This window comes from Flavobacterium hydrophilum, assembly GCF_003202405.1.
Classification (GTDB): Bacteria; Bacteroidota; Bacteroidia; order Flavobacteriales; family Flavobacteriaceae; genus Flavobacterium; species Flavobacterium hydrophilum.
In genome coordinates this window covers 736,449-753,227 of record NZ_QJHL01000001.1, presented here as the reverse complement: position 1 = coordinate 753,227, position 16,779 = coordinate 736,449, and the positions used below count along the sequence as shown (strand labels likewise).

Annotated in this window: 8 protein-coding genes; all 8 read right to left on the bottom strand. The window is 36.2% G+C overall.

Annotated features, from left to right (window positions below; genetic code table 11):
- Nucleotides 1-23 precede the first annotated feature (23 nt).
- Nucleotides 24-3,353, bottom strand: coding sequence for a SusC/RagA family TonB-linked outer membrane protein (locus DMB68_RS03145; RefSeq protein WP_110345207.1), 3,330 nt, complete (start codon nt 3,351-3,353; stop codon nt 24-26).
- A 256-nt stretch (nt 3,354-3,609) separates the two neighbouring features.
- Complete coding sequence (locus tag DMB68_RS03140; RefSeq protein ID WP_110345206.1) at nt 3,610-6,270, bottom strand: glycoside hydrolase family 3 N-terminal domain-containing protein; 2,661 nt, start codon at nt 6,268-6,270, stop codon at nt 3,610-3,612.
- Between the two features lie 12 nt (nt 6,271-6,282).
- A complete protein-coding gene (locus DMB68_RS03135; RefSeq protein ID WP_110345205.1) occupies nt 6,283-8,529 on the bottom strand; it encodes a GH92 family glycosyl hydrolase in 2,247 nt (748 codons plus the stop codon).
- 11 nt (nt 8,530-8,540) lie between these two features.
- Nucleotides 8,541-10,019 (bottom strand): alpha-L-fucosidase, encoded by a 1,479-nt coding sequence (locus tag DMB68_RS03130; RefSeq protein WP_110345204.1) that lies wholly within the window; start codon nt 10,017-10,019, stop codon nt 8,541-8,543.
- A gap of 29 nt (nt 10,020-10,048) precedes the next feature.
- Nucleotides 10,049-11,902 carry a glycoside hydrolase family 35 protein gene (locus DMB68_RS03125; RefSeq protein WP_110345203.1) on the bottom strand — a complete coding sequence of 618 codons (1,854 nt, stop codon included), beginning with the start codon at nt 11,900-11,902 and terminating at the stop codon, nt 10,049-10,051.
- Nucleotides 11,903-12,066: 164 nt separating this feature from the next.
- Entirely contained in the window at nt 12,067-14,379 is a 2,313-nt protein-coding gene (locus tag DMB68_RS03120) for a beta-N-acetylhexosaminidase (protein ID WP_110345202.1), read from the bottom strand.
- A 257-nt stretch (nt 14,380-14,636) separates the two neighbouring features.
- On the bottom strand, nt 14,637-15,665 hold the full coding sequence (locus DMB68_RS03115; RefSeq protein WP_110345201.1) for an isoaspartyl peptidase/L-asparaginase family protein: 1,029 nt from the start codon (nt 15,663-15,665) through the stop codon (nt 14,637-14,639).
- Between the two features lie 32 nt (nt 15,666-15,697).
- Complete coding sequence (locus DMB68_RS03110; protein ID WP_110345200.1) at nt 15,698-16,777, bottom strand: putative glycoside hydrolase; 1,080 nt, start codon at nt 16,775-16,777, stop codon at nt 15,698-15,700.
- Between the last annotated feature and the right edge of the window lie 2 nt (nt 16,778-16,779).

The window sequence follows — 16,779 nt, the reverse complement described above, 5'->3', positions numbered from 1 at the left end:
TTTTTAAATTATGAAATATCAAATTAAAAAGAGGCTCTTAACATACATCCAATACTTCTGGTAGCCGGATTGGTTCCCGCATTGTTAATGTTTTGAGACCATTTAGAGCCTGCAGTAGTTGCTTCTGGGTCCATATCCTTAATTGACCTGTAGATAAAGAATAGATTACGTCCATAAGCTGAAAAATTTAATTTAGAAGCACCAATTTTAGCAGCCCAGTTAGTTGGTAAACTATAAGTTAATGAGACTTCTCTCAATTTTACATAGTTGTTTTCCTTAATATACAATTCATAACGTGAGCTGCTATATTGAGGTCCTCCCCAGTTATAAGTCATATTATAATAACCAGCCTGAGAGATTACATTTGTATTTGGTGCACCATCTGCTGTTACACCAGTCATCAGCATACCATCGCGATATAATGTTTGACCAGTTGGTCCGGAAGTAGCACTGTTAGGAACCTGAACCCCTTTACCATTAGCATCCATATAATAGGTTAAACCGCCACGCTCATTAGTACTATAGTTCAAACTTTCTTCTGTCAATCCTCTAGAAGTCATCCAGTTAATACCTGTAGGCATTAAATACCCTCCATAAGAATAATCAATATTAACATCTAAAGTAAAATTTTTATAATTAAATGTATTCAATAAACCTCCAATACCTTTAGGTATAGCCGTACCGTATTTTTCCCATTTATCGCCATCAATCATATAAAATCCATCAGAATCAACCATTTTATTTCCATTAGCATCTGTCTTAACAGGATGTGCATAAATACCTCCCATCGGATCACCTACTACTGATTTTAATTGAGCTGCTGAGCCATCATAATCTGCGTGTAGTAATTCTTTTGCACCGTTAGCTAATTTTACCACTTTGTTTGCGTTTTTAGACCAGTTCAAAGTAAGGTCCCAAGAGAATGATGCTGTTTTTACCGGAGTCGCAGTCAAAGCTATTTCAATACCCTGGTTACTCAATTCTCCAACATTCGCTATTATTGCTGATGCCCCTGTTGTTGGTGCCAGTGTCAAATCTAAAATTTGATCATAGACCTTTGCATTGTAGTACGAAACATCTAGTCCTAACCTATTGCTAAAGAATTTAGTTTCAAAACCAAGCTCATATTCGTTTTTCATCTCAGGTTTTAAACTTTCATTACCATACTTATCCATAGAAGTTGTAATTAATACAGGAGTAGCTGTTCCTTGATTTCCTAATGTTGTTTGGTTGAAAGCTACGTTACCTCTGTACATCTCTGCATAGTTACCCACAATTCCCCAGGAAGCACGAAGTTTTGCATAACTGATTACTTCCGGTAATGTAAACGCATCAGATACTATGAAAGAGGAATTGACTGAAGGATACGTAAAAGCATTGTTATCAGGATGCATAGTTGAAGTGCGATCCCTTCTTATTGTTCCTTCGAGGAACAAATAGTTTTTATAGTTTCCAGTCAGAGTTCCAAATACTGCGTCTTTTACAACTTTTTCTCTTTTATTGGTAACTTTTAGATTGTTTACTGAAGAATTTAAATCATACCAGCCTTCAACACTCAACCCTCCATCTGTAAATTGTGACAAACTCAAACCAGTTTCTTTTGATGCTGTATAACCAACTGTAGCTCCAATGTCAAACTTATCATTAATTTTTTTGTTATAAATTAACATTAAATCCCCATAAAGAATATTATAATCTTTAGAATCTATTTGAAAAGAACCGGTACCAAATCCGTAAACCAGAGGTCTTTCAACCGGATTTTTAGTTTCTACATTTATCGAAGTTAAATCTGTAGAAGCACGACCACGCAGCTTCAAATCTGGGTAAATAGTATAGGTTTCAGTAACACTGGCAATCAAACGGTTTGTAATTTCATCCTGCTGATTTGCATTCGTATTCCAGAAATAATCACCTACATCTGCCTTGAAACCATTACGGATAATATTTTCATCCGGAGTCAAACTATTATTTCCACCAGTAACATATTTGTATCCTAAACTGGTTTGATATTTAGCCTTATACCAATCCCCATTATCAAACGGGCTTATCATACCAGTAAAGTTGTTTATCAATCGATCTGTACCAACAGCACGGTTGTGAACATTCTGGTTCATATAACTCACGATGACATCTGTTTTTAATTTTTCACTTGTTTTGAACGATGCATTCAGGTTAAGGGTATTTTTTTTATTCATGTTACCCATACTCAACCCTTTTGATTCATTGTGTGTGTAAGAAAAACGAATACTGCTATTATCCGTATTATTAGAAAGTGCAATGTTTGTTACTCCATCCCATGAATTTTGGAACATATTTTTATAGCCGTCTTTTTGAGCTGAATATGGACGAATAACACCGTCCCATGACATAATAGGCTTACCATCGAACCACGGACCAAAGTTATTAGTACTTGCTGAAACCCCTCTAGTCTCATTAATATTATCTCCATCTGTATCATAGTAGGCAAAACCATCAGGAGCTAAGTATCCCGTAGAATAATTTGCATTTGTCCACCCCGGACCTCTTTCATATTGAAATCTTGGTAAGTATGCAATTTGGTTTTGTGAGTAACTGGTACTGAAATCTACACCAAACCCTTTTTTTCCTTTACCTGATTTAGATGTAATTAATACAACTCCGTTTACAGCTTCAGAACCATATAATGCAGCTGCAGAAGCTCCTTTAAGAATGGAGATACTCTCAATATCTTCCGGATTGATATCCGCCAGACCATTACTTCTAATACGCTGATCACCCCAATAATCATTATTTGTAGCCGCTCCATCGCGAATTGGCACACCATCCATAATAATAAGCGGTTGGTTTTTACCCGTAATAGAGTTGACACCACGAATATTAATATTGATATTTCCGGCTCCTCCAGGAGTGGAAGTAATACGCACCCCTGGGGCTTTACCATACAGAGCATTAGCAACAGTAGGCGAACCTGTCTTAACGATTGCTTCAGACTTAATCACACTGGTAGCATATCCTAAAGCCTTTTTCTCTTTAGACTGACCAAGTGCTGTTACTACAACTTCACCTAATTGCTCGCTGCCTGCACTTAAAGCTACATTAACAGTAGACAATCCTGCAACAGAAACTTCTTTTGTAGCTGAGCCTACATAAGAAAATATCAAAATTGCAGATTGATTGGAAACAGCAATGCTGTACTTACCATCAAAATCCGATGATGTATTCGTTTTAGTTCCTTTAACATTCACATTAACTCCCGGAATTGGCATTCCCTGAGCATCTGTGACTGTTCCTGTTACTGTAGTTGTTTGAGCCTGAAGATTTTGAAACCCGAACAGGAAAAACAAAAACAGTAATTTTAATACTTTTTGATCCATAGTTTAATTGTTTATTGAGTTAATAACATGTTAAATTTATGAATCTGTTTTGTTAACTAAATGATTATTTCGACAAATGACATCTTTGAAAAGGTGTTGGGTAAAATTTCGTCAAAAACCTTCAATTCTACTATTAAAATCCTTACGTTTTATTGTCCTGCATTTAATTAATCTTGGTGATTTGTTAAATTCGCAAAACAATTCTAATCAAAACAAGCAAATCACTAAATATTTTACTTTGACCTCTATCTAAAGACTAATCTATAACCTTAAAATTCACTTTCTTAACTTCTGTAGAATTTCCGCCGACCATAACTTCGAAATCTCCAGGCTCTACAACCTCCTTCATCTCTCTGTTACAAAGGGATAGCTCATTCTTTGTAAGCATAAATTCGACACGTTTGGTTTCGCCTTTTTTAATAAAAACTCTTTTGAAACCTTTAAGCGTTTTTTCAGGAGTTGTAACACTGCTGTAAACATCATTAATATAAAGCTGTACAACTTCGTCTCCATCAAAATTCCCAACGTTTTTCACATCAACACTAACTTTCAATTCACCGTCTTTTGTTATTTCAGTTGAACTGATGGCCAAATTCGAATACTCAAACTTCGTATAACTTAATCCGAAACCAAAATTGAATAACGGATTTTCGCTCTCTGCAACATATCTATGAATAGCAGAAGGTTTTTGATTATAATATATAGGTAACTGTCCAACGGATTTCGGAACCGTAATTGGTAATCTTCCCGCCGGATTGTAATCTCCAAATAAAACATCTGCAACTGCTCTACCTCCATTTTCACCTGGAAACCATCCTTCAATAATCGCTGGAATATTATCTGCAATCCAGTTTGTTGATAACGGACGTCCGTTTAATAATACACAAACAACCGGAGTTCCTGTTTTTTGAATAGCTTCTATTAATTCTTGTTGTATTCCGTGTAAATTCAAATCAGCAACGTCTCTGTTTTCTTCTACTAATTCGTTAGATTCTCCTAAAACTACAATCGCAACATCTGCTTTTTTAGCGGCATCGATTGCTGGCTGCATGTTTACTTTTTCTAAGTTCCAACGCAAGTGCGCTCTGGCCCCCCAGCCGCCTTCCCACATTTCAATTCGGACTTTGTATTTTTTTCCTGCTTCAATATTTTTTGGAGTTGTTACGATACTTGTAGCACCTTTTGTCCAATTGTCGATGACCAATTGATCGTCAACCCACATTCTGATTCCGTCATCAGAACTCAAACCTAACCAGCCGTCAAATGATTTGTCTGATTGAATGTAACCTGTCCAGCGAATAGAGAAATCATCCACATTAACACCATCACCAGGAGCCCAAGGCCAGTCAAATTCTAATTGGCTGTCAATACGAGTTAAAGCTGGAGTTCCTTCAAGATTTCTATTATTGAAATATTCTCCTTTTAATCCATTTTGAGATGCGTCTGAAGTAAATAAATATTTTGATGGAATAGCCTGTCCTTTAACAATCAGCGGTACACCTTCTTCGTAAACCACATTCGCTGTTTTACCAACTAACTGTTGAACACCTTCGAAAACTGTAACTCCAACACTATTTTTGGGAGAATAACCTCCAAGTCTTGAGGCATTTGCGTTTGGCCCGATAACAGCAATGCTTTTAAGATTTTTATTTAATGGCAAAATATTGTTCTCATTTTTAAGTAAAACCATCGATTTTTGAGCTGCTTCTAAAGCAACAGCCTGGTTTTCTTTGGTATGAAAACGCTCTTTAATCAGATTTTTATCTGTGTACGGATTTTCAAATAATCCTAATAAAAATTTTAAACGTAAAACTGCTCCTGCTGCACGATCAATATTTTCTTGAGTTAATTTTTTCTCATTTACTAATTCAATAATGGTGTTTTGCCAGAATTCATTTGTAAAATCATAAAACTGCATATCAACTCCTGCAGAAACTGCTTCTCTAATACTTTCTTTTGGAGAATCAGAAACTTTGTGTGTCGTCTGAATGTATTTAATCGCTCCTAAATCAGAAACTACAAGTCCTTTAAAACCCCATTCCTTTCTCAAAACATCAGTCAATAACCAATGATTTGCAGCACAAGGAATTCCGTCCAACTCAGAATACGCACACATGGTTCCTAATGCACCGCCTTTTGTAAATGCTTTTCTAAAAGAAGGTAAGTGATCTTCGCGAGCCGAACGTTCTCCTACTAAAATCGGAGAAGAATTTCCTCCCGCCTGTGGAATACCGTGAACCGCAAAATGTTTTGGTTCAGCAATAATCGAACGATCTGATTTTAAATCGTCTCCCTGCAATCCTTTAATAAAAGCCAAACCAATTTCGCTGTTTAAGAAAGCATCTTCTCCGAAAGTTTCAGCAACCCTTCCCCATCTTGGTTCGCGTCCTAAATCTAAGTTTGGACCAAAACCAAAGTGAACGCCATGAGCTCGGGCTTCCATACCAATAACTTTTCCCACTTTATCTAATACATTCACATCCCAGGTTGCACCAAGTCCGATGTTCATTGGAAAAGCCGTACTTCCTTCGTCTAAATAACCGTGAAGCATTTCACACATAATCAAAGCCGGAATTCCCCAACGGTTTCCTTTGATTACATTGGTTTGCAAATCATTAATCATTTTTGCCGAACGCGGATAAAGATCATGAATCGCTCCAATTCCTAATTTGCCGATTTTTTCTGCCGATTTAGATTTTGCAAAATCTTCTTTATTTTTAAAAAAGTCACCTCTGTACATATCCATCTGACGCACTTTTTCTTCAAGTGTCATTCTGCTTAACAAATCTTTTACCCTGTCTTCTACCGGCATTTTTGAATCCTGATACGGGTATTTTTTTTGTGCATAGTTCTGGTTAAAAAAACCTACAGCCATTACGAGGATAATGGCTGTCTTTTTAATTCTTACTTGTAACATAGTAGTGTGTTTTTAATTTTGAATCACTTTTAGCATTGTTCCATTCACAAAATCGTCATGCGAAATAAAAAAGCTGTTAAGTGATTTTCCGTTTAGTTCAATCGAATTGATTTTTCCGTCATTATTGATTTGTCTTTCAATTACAATGCTTTCCTTTTTATAATATCTTGGATCTAATTTGATTGTTATTCTATGAAACATTGGTGCTGTGATGGTGTAAATTGGGTCAGCCGGAGAAATTGGGTAAATTCCCATCATCGAATATACCAGCCAGGCCGACATTGTTCCTGTATCATCATTTCCGGGTAACCCTTTTGGTTTGTTTTGGAAATATTCTTTCACTAATTTTTTCACCATTTCCTGACTTTTCCATTCTTCACCTTTTATATAATTGAATAAATAAGGATAAGCAATATCCGGCTCGTTTGCCATATCAAATTGTTTGCTGTCAAAAACCTTTTGCAACTGATCTGAAAAAGATTTCTCGCCGCCCATCAGTTTCATCAATCCTTTGATGTCATGCGGCACCATAAAAGCATATTGCCACGCATTGCCTTCTATAAAACCAACATTTTCCTGAAAATTAGCTCCGGATTCAGGATCAAAAGGTTCATACCATTTTCCGTTAGCCGTTTTTGGACGAAGTAATTTTAAATCTTTGTCAAATAATTTTCGGTAGGATAGCGAACGTTTCGTAAAACGCTTATAATCTTCTTTTTCACCAAAAGCTTTTGCTAAAAGCGAAATCGCATAATCTGAAGTATTGTATTCCAGTGTTGTAGAAACGGGACCGCGATAATTTGTTGATAAATATCCTTTTTCGATATATTCTTTAAGTCCCGGACGCAGCGGATTATTTTCAATTTGATCAGCACCTTTTAACATGGCATAGTAGGCTTTGTAAAAATCAAAATCCTGAATTCCTTTTAAGCAGGCGTCAACTATCACGATACTTGCGGGATCTCCTACCATTGTAAAGGTTTCTGTTGAATTTAATTCCCATTTGGGCAGCCAGCCGTTTTCATCATACATTTCCAACATACTTTTTATCATATCCGATTGTTGCTTAGGATAAACCAAAGACGTTAACGGATGCATATTTCGATAGGTATCCCACAATGAAAACGTGGTATAACGAGTGCCTTCGGTTTTTGCAATCTTACTTCTTTTTATCACCGGATATTCTCCATTGACATCGTTTAAAGTATTTGGGTGAATTAAAGTGTGGTATAATGCCGTGTAAAAAATCGTATTGTCGTCATTTGATCCTCCTTCAACTAAAATCTTCGAAAGTTCTTCGTTCCACTCCTTATAAGTGTCATTATAAACGGTTTCGAACGATTTACTTCCGGTTTCTTTTTCTAAGTTTTCACGGGCATTTGCAATGCTTACATACGAAATTCCAATTTTAACCTCAACAGTTTCCTGCTTATCAAATTTATAGGTAAAATAAGTCCCAATGCTGTCACCAACAACCGTTTTAATGGTATTATCCATCATTCTGGTTTTGCCGTTGTAGGTCATCCACTGTGCCTCTGTGCCTTGGTATTTTGATGGCTTTTTCCAAACACCGAATTTGTTTGCTGGTTTAGAAAATTTGGCAACGAAATAAACCGGATAAGCATCTTCCGGACTGTTGTAACAAAATGATCCAACGCTTCGCATTCCTTCAATTTCTGTCGAAGACACCACTTTTACCATCGCCCCTTCTTCATTTGTTAAACCAAGACCAAGATTTAGTAAAACATTCGATTGCCCTTTCGGGAAAGTAAATTTACTTACGCCCACTCTTTTAGATGCTGTAAACTCTGCTTTTATATTGTATTTGTCAATGTCGACACTGTAATATGCTGTCTTTGCAACTTCATTTTTATAAGTTGAACCGTATTTTAAATGATCTGTTTCTACAGGTCCCGTTGTTGGCATTAATAATAAAATACCTAATTCGGGACATCCCACACCGCTTATATTAACCTGACTAAATCCGGTTAAAAAAGTATTTTCATTTACATACGGATTCGAAAGCCACTGACTGTCTTTTTCTAATTTATTTTGTTTCCCGGCAACATTAAACGGACTAATACTCGCCATTCCTCTTGGTGCAATTGGCCCTGGAAAAGTGGCTCCGTAGTTGGAAGTTCCAATAAACGGATTTACAAAATCTGCAGGTTCTTTCTGTGCAAAAATAGGGATGCTAAAAAACAGCATATACAAAATACATGCTGTTTTTGATATTATTTTTTTTGATATTGAAAACATACTTTTATCTGTTAAATAGCTTCAATTTTTAAAGTCCAGGCTTCTTTACATGGTAAATTATTTCTTAATTTTTCCGGAATAACTACTTTAAATCCGTTTCCTTCTTTTGTCCATTTTAAAGAAATTTTAGAACCTAACATCGTAATTTTTGTTCCTTTTTTAGGACTGATCGATTTTACAGTAACTGCAGCAGGAATTTTATCTTCTCCATCTTTAGCTAAGTAAAACGCAAATACATTTCCTGCCTTATTTTGTGTAAAACAGATGTTATCTTCTTTGTAAGGTTCGATTGGTTTGGTGTTGTAAATCGCTGTGCTGTTTACTTTCATCCAGTCTCCGTAAGCTTGTAATAAATCGTAAGCCCCTTTGTCCCATTCTCCTTCCGGACCAGGCGCAATATTCAATAATAAGTTACCGCCTTTTGCTACAATATCGACTAACATATGAATACCTTGTCTTCCAGTCATATATTCAGCACCTGGAGAATAAGACCATCCACCGCCAGCAGGAATACAAGATTCCCAAGGATAAGGCAACGTTTTAGCAGGAACACGACCTTCTGGAGTTAAGTAGTTTTGGTTTTTACCATGAACGGCTCTGTCAACAACAATTAATCCTGGTTGTTTTTGACGTGCTTTTACAACCAATTCATCCATTTTAGGATCCTGATTTACTACTCTGTGTTTGATGAAACCATTTTTGGATTCGTTTTCTGTAAACTTCTCATCGTAGTTTTCTTTGATGTTCACCTGATCTCTTTTTCTAACCCATCCTCCATCTAACCATAAAATGTCTACTTTTCCATAGTTGGTTAAGATTTCTAAGATTTGGTTGTGCGTGAAATCAACATATTTCTGCCATTTTTCAGGGTATAAAGACGGATCGTAGTTTACGTTTCTGTCGAATGGAGGAAAATAGGGATCCCAGTAGTTTTCATTATGCCAGTCAGGTTTAGAGAAATAAGCTCCAGTTGAAATACCTTCACCTCTAAAAGAGTTGAAGATCTCTTTTAAAACATCTGCTTTTGGGTTTGTATGAAAAGGAACGTCTTTACTCGTAATTTTATAATCAGAATATTTAGTATCATACATATTAAATCCGTCATGGTGTTTTGTGGTGAAAACCATGTATTTCATTCCCGCATATTTAGCTGCTTTTGCCCATTTAGCAGGATCAAATTTTACAGGATTAAACGTTTTTCTTAACCCTTCATAATCTGCAATGTACTGATTGTAATTAGCAGGATTACTGCCTTTTTTACGCTCACACCATCCGTAATCTTCCGGGCAGATAGACCATGATTCTACAATTCCCCATTGGCTGTAAGTCCCCCAGTGCATTAGCAGACCAAATTTTTTGCCTTGCCATTCGTCTAAGTTTTTTAACACCAGCGGATCTGTTTCCGGTACGTATCTTTCATCTTCATAGATCGCCTGTGCGAAAATCTGAGCTGAAAATAAAAGGGCGATTATGAATATTCCTTTTTTCATCTTTAATCTAATTTATTATTCTTTGTTTTTTAGTTTAGTTTATCAAGTATCGGTTGATCTGTAAAAATTAATTCTTTTTGGGCATTTTCATTAAGCTGCTCGAATACAACAAAATTATTTGCACCAGTTTTCAACCAACAGCCTGGCACATAAAGCGTTTGCTGCGGTCCTACTTTCCAGTAGCGTCCAAGATTGTGTCCGTTGACAAATACAATTCCCTTTCCCCAATTGGTCATATCAAGAAAAGTATCGGCAGGTTTCTCTATGTTTAATGTAGATTCATATAAAACTGGACGTCCAGGTTTTATCATTTCATTTTTAAGAACTGGAACTTCATTCATTGGCATTTTATACATTTCCCATCCACCACTAATTTCATATTCATTAATAAATACTGGAGAAATAATTCCTTTAGTATTATGTACTATTTCCGCTCCATAATTAATACGTCCCATATTTTCAACAAGAATTTCTAAAATACCGTTAAAAGGAATAGAAACTGTCAACTCGTAATTTTTGAAAACTCTATTCAATTCACCCACCTTAACTCCATTTACGTAAACTGTAGCAAAGTCTCTCAATCCCTCAATCTTTAATTTGCCAGAAGAAATTGGCTGCGTAAATCGTTTACGATATAAAACATATCCATGTCCCTGACCTAATTTTTCAAATGTTAACGGCTGGTCATTTACAATAGCTTTTTCTTTTTTGATCCAACTTAAAACATCCATACTCGATTTGATAAGCTGATTAGGATATTTTGCAACTGGTATTTTCTCTGGAATCGATGCTAATTTTGCTTTAGAATACTTTTGCATGACTTCACGTATAGCCATGAATTTTGGTGTTGCCCAACCTGCTTCGCTAATAGGCGCATCATAATCATAGCTTGTAATATCCGGCTGAATATCACTTTCTTCATTATAATTTGCTCCAGAGGTAAATCCAAAATTAGTACCACCGTGCACCATATAATAATTAAAAGAAACGCCTGCATCCAGGTACTTTTTAGTTTGACTTGCAATCTCCTCAGACCCAATTTTAATAAATGGTTCTGCCCAATGATCTAACCAGCCAGAATAAAACTCTGCGACCATGTAAGGCCCCTGACCTTTATGGTATTTATCAACCTGTTTTTTTAAATTTTCTATATTTGATTCGCCATTTGCAGTTGGCAACACGCCTTCAACAGCGCCTCCTTCAAACAACCAAGTACCGTCAGAAGTAAAAAAAGGCTCTGGAAACCCAGTTTCTTTAAGCATATTGTAAATTGCAGTTTTGTATGCTTTATGATCATCGGCACTAATATCCGTTCTTTGAGAAACATAAGAACCAAATTCATTTTCGGCCTGAACCATAATAATTGGTCCTCCCTGATTAGCAAAATTTCCTTTTACCACTGCATACAAATGTTCTAGATACGTTTTGCAAGCGTCTAAAAATGCTTTGTTATTGGTACGAATTACTAAATCTTTATTATTTTGCAGCCACCAGGGGTAGCCTCCAAATTCCCATTCCCCACATGCATACGGACCTGGTCTAAGAATCACATATAATCCTTCACTTTTAGCAATACGTAAAAACTCTCCTAAATCTCTATTTCCTGTTTTAAAATCCCATACACCTGGCTCTATTTCGTGATAATTCCAAAACACATAGGTTGCTACAGTATTCAATCCCATAGCTTTAATCATTTGCAGCCTATGTCTCCAATACTCTTTAGGAATACGCTCATAGTGCATTTCTCCTGAATGTATTTTTATAATTTTCCCATCTTTTTGAAATTCTCCATTAGATATAGAAAATCCTTTGCTTTGTGCCATAGTAAAAAACGGCATAAAGCAAATCAATAATACTCCGAGCTTAAATAATATCTTATTCATTTTTTTTCAGATTATACATTTATGACTTTAAACTTTGTCAAAGTTTGAAACTTTGACAAAGCTGTCACAAGCATTTCACGTTAAACTATGTGTTAGAAACTAGTTTCTTTCTAAACTCTTTTCAAAAAGTCAAAAAATCTATGTTTCTATGTGTTTAAAAATATTTAATTCACCAAAATCTCATCCACAAACAACCAAGAGCTTTCTCCTTTCGGACTTTTCTTCAAGTTACCTCCAATTACTTTTACAAAACGTGCATTTTGCTTTTGGAAATTGATTTTGAAATCTTTCAATTCTGGAACTGCATTTACCGCATACGAGCGTGTTATTTTTCCAACTTGTGTATATTTAATTCCGTCTGTAGAAATCAACACTTTGACTTGAATTGGAAAATTAACTCCTGCGCCTTGGCTTTCTAAAGCTCCAACAGTGACTTGTTCAATACTTTCTACTTTTTCAAGGTCAATTACCAATTCCATATCGTTAACCAACCAGGCTTGCCATTGTCCGTCATGGAAATTTTTGCTTCCGCGAATCGTGTTGACCATTGTGTTCGCATCTCCTTTGTAATTCGAATTGTAAGGTGTTAAGTATTTCACTTTTTTCGCAAATCCTTTATGAAAAACAAGAGTATCAGTATACGTTTTTCCTACTGGTTTGTCATCTTGAAATAAAGAAGCTTTTAAAACAGTCGTTTCTTTGATTTCAATTGGAGCAGTATATTTTACAGCATGATGATCGATGCTTTTATCTCCTAAAACGTAACGGATATCTGGATTAGGAAACTCGTTTTTCAATTCTACTTTGATTTGTTTATTAGCCAAATCTGCTGTAGAAGAAGCAGTAACCAAATAAGCACTTTTCGCATAATTGATTCCTAAATAATCGTAACGTTTGAATAATGAAAATAATCTTGTTGTAAAATCATTCCAGTTGCGTTTTTCTTTCGGACTCCATAAAGTCTCTGATAATGCAGCCAATCTTGGAAAAATCATATACTCAGAATCTTTTGGTAATGCTAAATGTTCTGCCCATAAATTCGCTTGTCCTCCTAAAACATGTGCTGCTTCCTGAGGCGTCATGGTTGCAACTACAGGATCAAATTTGTACACTTCGCTTAACGGATTATAAGCATCAAAAGCTAAAGGTTCTTCGTTTTGCGGTCCTTGGTAAAAGTTGAAATAACAAGGTGTTTCTGGAGTCATAATCACATCGTGGCCTTGATCTGCTGCTTCGATGCCGCCTTTCATTCCTCTCCAACTCATTACCGTTGCATCTGGAGCCAAACCGCCTTCTAAAATTTCATCCCAACCGATAACTCTTTTACCTTTTGAATTGATGTATTTTTCCATTCGTTTTACAAAATAGCTTTGTAATTCGTCAACATTTTTTAAACGCTCGTCTTTGATTCTTTTCTGGCAGTGGGGACATTTTGCCCAATTGGTTTTCGTCGCTTCGTCGCCTCCAATATGAATATATTTTAAAGGAAAAATAGTTATTACTTCGTCAATTACATTTTGTAAAAACTCAAAAGTCGATTCTTTTCCTGCACAATAAATATCTGTAATTGGCCATAATCCGCCTGACGGAACACCAATTTTCTGATCAAAACATGCCAGTTCAGGATACGCTGCAATGGCACTGCTTACGTGTGCCGGCATTTCGATTTCCGGGATTACTTCAATGTTTTTTGATGCGGCATATTTTACAATTTCTTTTAACTCTTCCTGAGTAAAAAAGCCTCCGTAAGTTCCTTTTTGATCTGCTGTTACCGGAAGTCTTGCATTCCAGGATAAGTTTTCCTGATCTACTCTCCAAGCGCCAACTTCAGTTAGTTTTGGATATTTTTTAATTTCAATTCTCCAACCTTGGTCATCAACCAAATGCAAATGCAAAACATTCATTTTGTGCATTGCCAAACGATCGATTGTAGCCAGAATGTAATTTTTATCAAAGAAATGACGTGATAAATCCAGCATTAAACCTCTCCATTTAAAACGAGGTTCGTCTGTTATGGTCAAACTTGGAATTTCCCATTTTACAGTAGAAATCGCAAATTTACTTTCAATTGCTTCAGGAAGTAATTGTCTTATACTTTCTAAACCATACATAAAACCCACATTTCCTTTAGCAGCAATAACAATGCTCGTCGGATTTACATCTAAAACGTAAGCTTCATTTTTTAAGTTCGGATCAACTTTAAACTGAACAAAATTACTTATTGGCGCTTTTGTTGTCGTTTCTGGTTTCCATCCTGCAGCAACTTCAAATTTAGAAGCCAAAGCATTTGCAGCATCTTTTTGGAAATCACCGTTTACTACAAACTTTGTATCTTTTGTAAATTCAAAAACACCTGTTTTAATAAGAGTCTGACTCGGTTTTGGAATGATACGAATATCATTTTCCGTGTAAACTTTCTGCGCGTTAGCCGAGAAAATTGAAGTGATTAAGGTTAATAGGAATAGTACTTTTTTCATTCTTTGTGTTTTGGTTTCTCTGCGTGGTTATTTTTTTTAACACATAGAGACATAGTTTTTTTGTTGTATTGAAAAGGCGTTTTACTTGTATAAATGCACATAGCAGCCACTTTTTTTGTCATTTCGACGAAGGAGAAATCTCCAAAAGTAGCTCCTCATAGTAGCTCGCCAATCTTTGTAGAGTTTCTCACGGAGATTCCTCGTTCCTCGGAATGACAAACTGCATGAGAAAAATTTTGACAAAGTTCAGGCACTAACTATTTATCCCACGACATTTTAAATTTTGCATCCTCCATTCTGTGACCTTTTTCATCATCAGAAACAGCAAAATTAAATCCTGATCTTAAACTGTAACCTGCGTATTCACCATTTTTATTCAAAGCAATAAAACCAACCTGCAGGTATTCCATGTCTTTGTGGTTTTTATGTTTATTGTAAATACGTTCTGTAATCTCTTTACAGGCATCATAAGGCGATTTTCCCTGACGCATTAATTCGACCACCATTGCGCTTCCGGCAGTTCTGATCACGGCTTCGCCCAGGCCAGTTGCCGCTGCTGCGCCTACTTCGTTATCTAGGAAAAGACCCGCACCGATTATTGGTGAGTCACCAACACGCCCGTGCATTTTCCAGGCGGCACCACTTGTTGTACAGCCCCCGGCAAGATTGCCGTCCTGATCCAACATTAGCATGCTTATCGTATCATGGTTTTCTATATTTATTACGGGCTTATATTTTGAGTCTTCCAGCCACTTTTTCCAGTCTTTTTCTGATTCGGCAGTAAGCAAATTTTCTTCTTTAAAACCTTCTGATAAAGCAAATTGCAATGCTCCTTGTCCTGATAACATTACATGTGGCGTATTTTGCAATACTCTTTTTGCTACAGAGATAGGATGCATTATTCCTTGTAAAAAACTAACTGAACCGCAATTGCTGTTGTGGTCCATAATACAGGCATCCAACGTTACTTTTCCTTCACGATCCGGGTATCCACCATAACCAACACTGCGAACAGTTGGATCGGCTTCAGGAATTTTCATACCGGCTTCAAGTGCATCTAAGGCGGATTTTCCCGTTTTTAACTGTTTCCATGTTTCCTTGTTTGCAGGCAAGCCATGATTCCATGTCGAAATAACAATTGGCTTTTTTACTTTTTTTGAAGTAAATTTCAAAGCCTCTTCTTTTTCATCTTCCTTTTCTCCCGCAAATGCACTAAGCCCTACAACTGAAGTTATTGCTGCTGCGCCTAAAGTGGCTTTTTTGATAAAATCTCTTCTATTCGACATGCTGTTTATTTTTAATGAAATCCTGGAAAATATTATTTTAAACTTGCTTTTGTTTCTTTGATTGTCTTTAAATTACTTTCAGATAATGCGTTTCCGTCGAAAAATGAAACACCAATCGCTCCATTTTCTTTTGCTAACAAAATAGCTTGTTTTAATTCTGCATCGTTTTTCAAGCCCGGAATATAAATTCCTGTATTGATTTTCGTTTTCTTATCTTCTAGATCTTCGACACCTTGTTTTGTAGCATAACCCACCCAGTCAATTTCTTCATCGTAAAAACTATGGTAAATCATTGGGTAAACTTCGTCAATATTCCATTTATCCCAACGCTGGCGCACCATGTGATCTGCCATTTCAGGATAAGGAAAAACGGCTGCCGTTAATTGTTTGTTGTGTTGGTGTGCAATTTTATATGCATCGCCTACAACGGCTTTAATCGCATTGAGTCTGAAGTTTTTCCACTCCATATCGATGGAAGTATTATGGCTCTCTTTTGGATTTTTATGATGTATTTTTTCAAATGCTTTTACACATTCGTCACAATAACAAAAATCAAATTGAGGCAGTTCTACATCCTGAACCAGGTTGTATTTTGGCAATAAACTGATTGGTAAAAAGATATCCGGAAAACGAATATAATCCAGGTGAACGCTTTCGATTCCTTCTACTTTTGCCAGTTCTTCGACTAAATGTAAAACGTGGTTTCTAGATTCTTTTCTTGTAGGACAAAGCCATTGGTAGTAATCAACATAAGGGCGGTTATCAAAACAGGATTTTCCTTCTTTGCTAACCTGATACCATTCCGGATGCTGCAATGCAACTGAATCTCCGGGTCTGTTCATCGCCATAATCCAGGCGTGAACTTTTAGACCTTCTTTTGTAGCTAAAGGCACTATTCTTTTTAAAAGTTTTGGATCTGTTCCTGTATTAATTAATACTTCATCGATTCCTCCATCTTTATATTTTTTAAATTCTTTTGTATAGTCTGCATCAGATTTTTTAACATCTGCCGTTGTCCAGACTCCGAATTTAAAAGTAGTTTGTTCTTCTTTGTTACCACATGAAAGAACACTAATTGCCAGTAAAAAAAATAATAGTTTTGTTAGTTTCATAT

Excerpts from the sequence above, each read along its gene's own strand:
- DMB68_RS03145 (WP_110345207.1), bottom strand. The coding sequence starts at position 3,353 with ATGGATCAAAAAGTATTAAAATTACTGTTTTTGTTTTTCCTGTTCGGG.
- DMB68_RS03140 (WP_110345206.1), bottom strand. The coding sequence starts at position 6,270 with ATGTTACAAGTAAGAATTAAAAAGACAGCCATTATCCTCGTAATGGCT.
- DMB68_RS03135 (WP_110345205.1), bottom strand. The coding sequence starts at position 8,529 with ATGTTTTCAATATCAAAAAAAATAATATCAAAAACAGCATGTATTTTG.
- DMB68_RS03130 (WP_110345204.1), bottom strand. The coding sequence starts at position 10,019 with ATGAAAAAAGGAATATTCATAATCGCCCTTTTATTTTCAGCTCAGATT.
- DMB68_RS03125 (WP_110345203.1), bottom strand. The coding sequence starts at position 11,902 with ATGAATAAGATATTATTTAAGCTCGGAGTATTATTGATTTGCTTTATG.
- DMB68_RS03120 (WP_110345202.1), bottom strand. The coding sequence starts at position 14,379 with ATGAAAAAAGTACTATTCCTATTAACCTTAATCACTTCAATTTTCTCG.
- DMB68_RS03115 (WP_110345201.1), bottom strand. The coding sequence starts at position 15,665 with ATGTCGAATAGAAGAGATTTTATCAAAAAAGCCACTTTAGGCGCAGCA.
- DMB68_RS03110 (WP_110345200.1), bottom strand. The coding sequence starts at position 16,777 with ATGAAACTAACAAAACTATTATTTTTTTTACTGGCAATTAGTGTTCTT.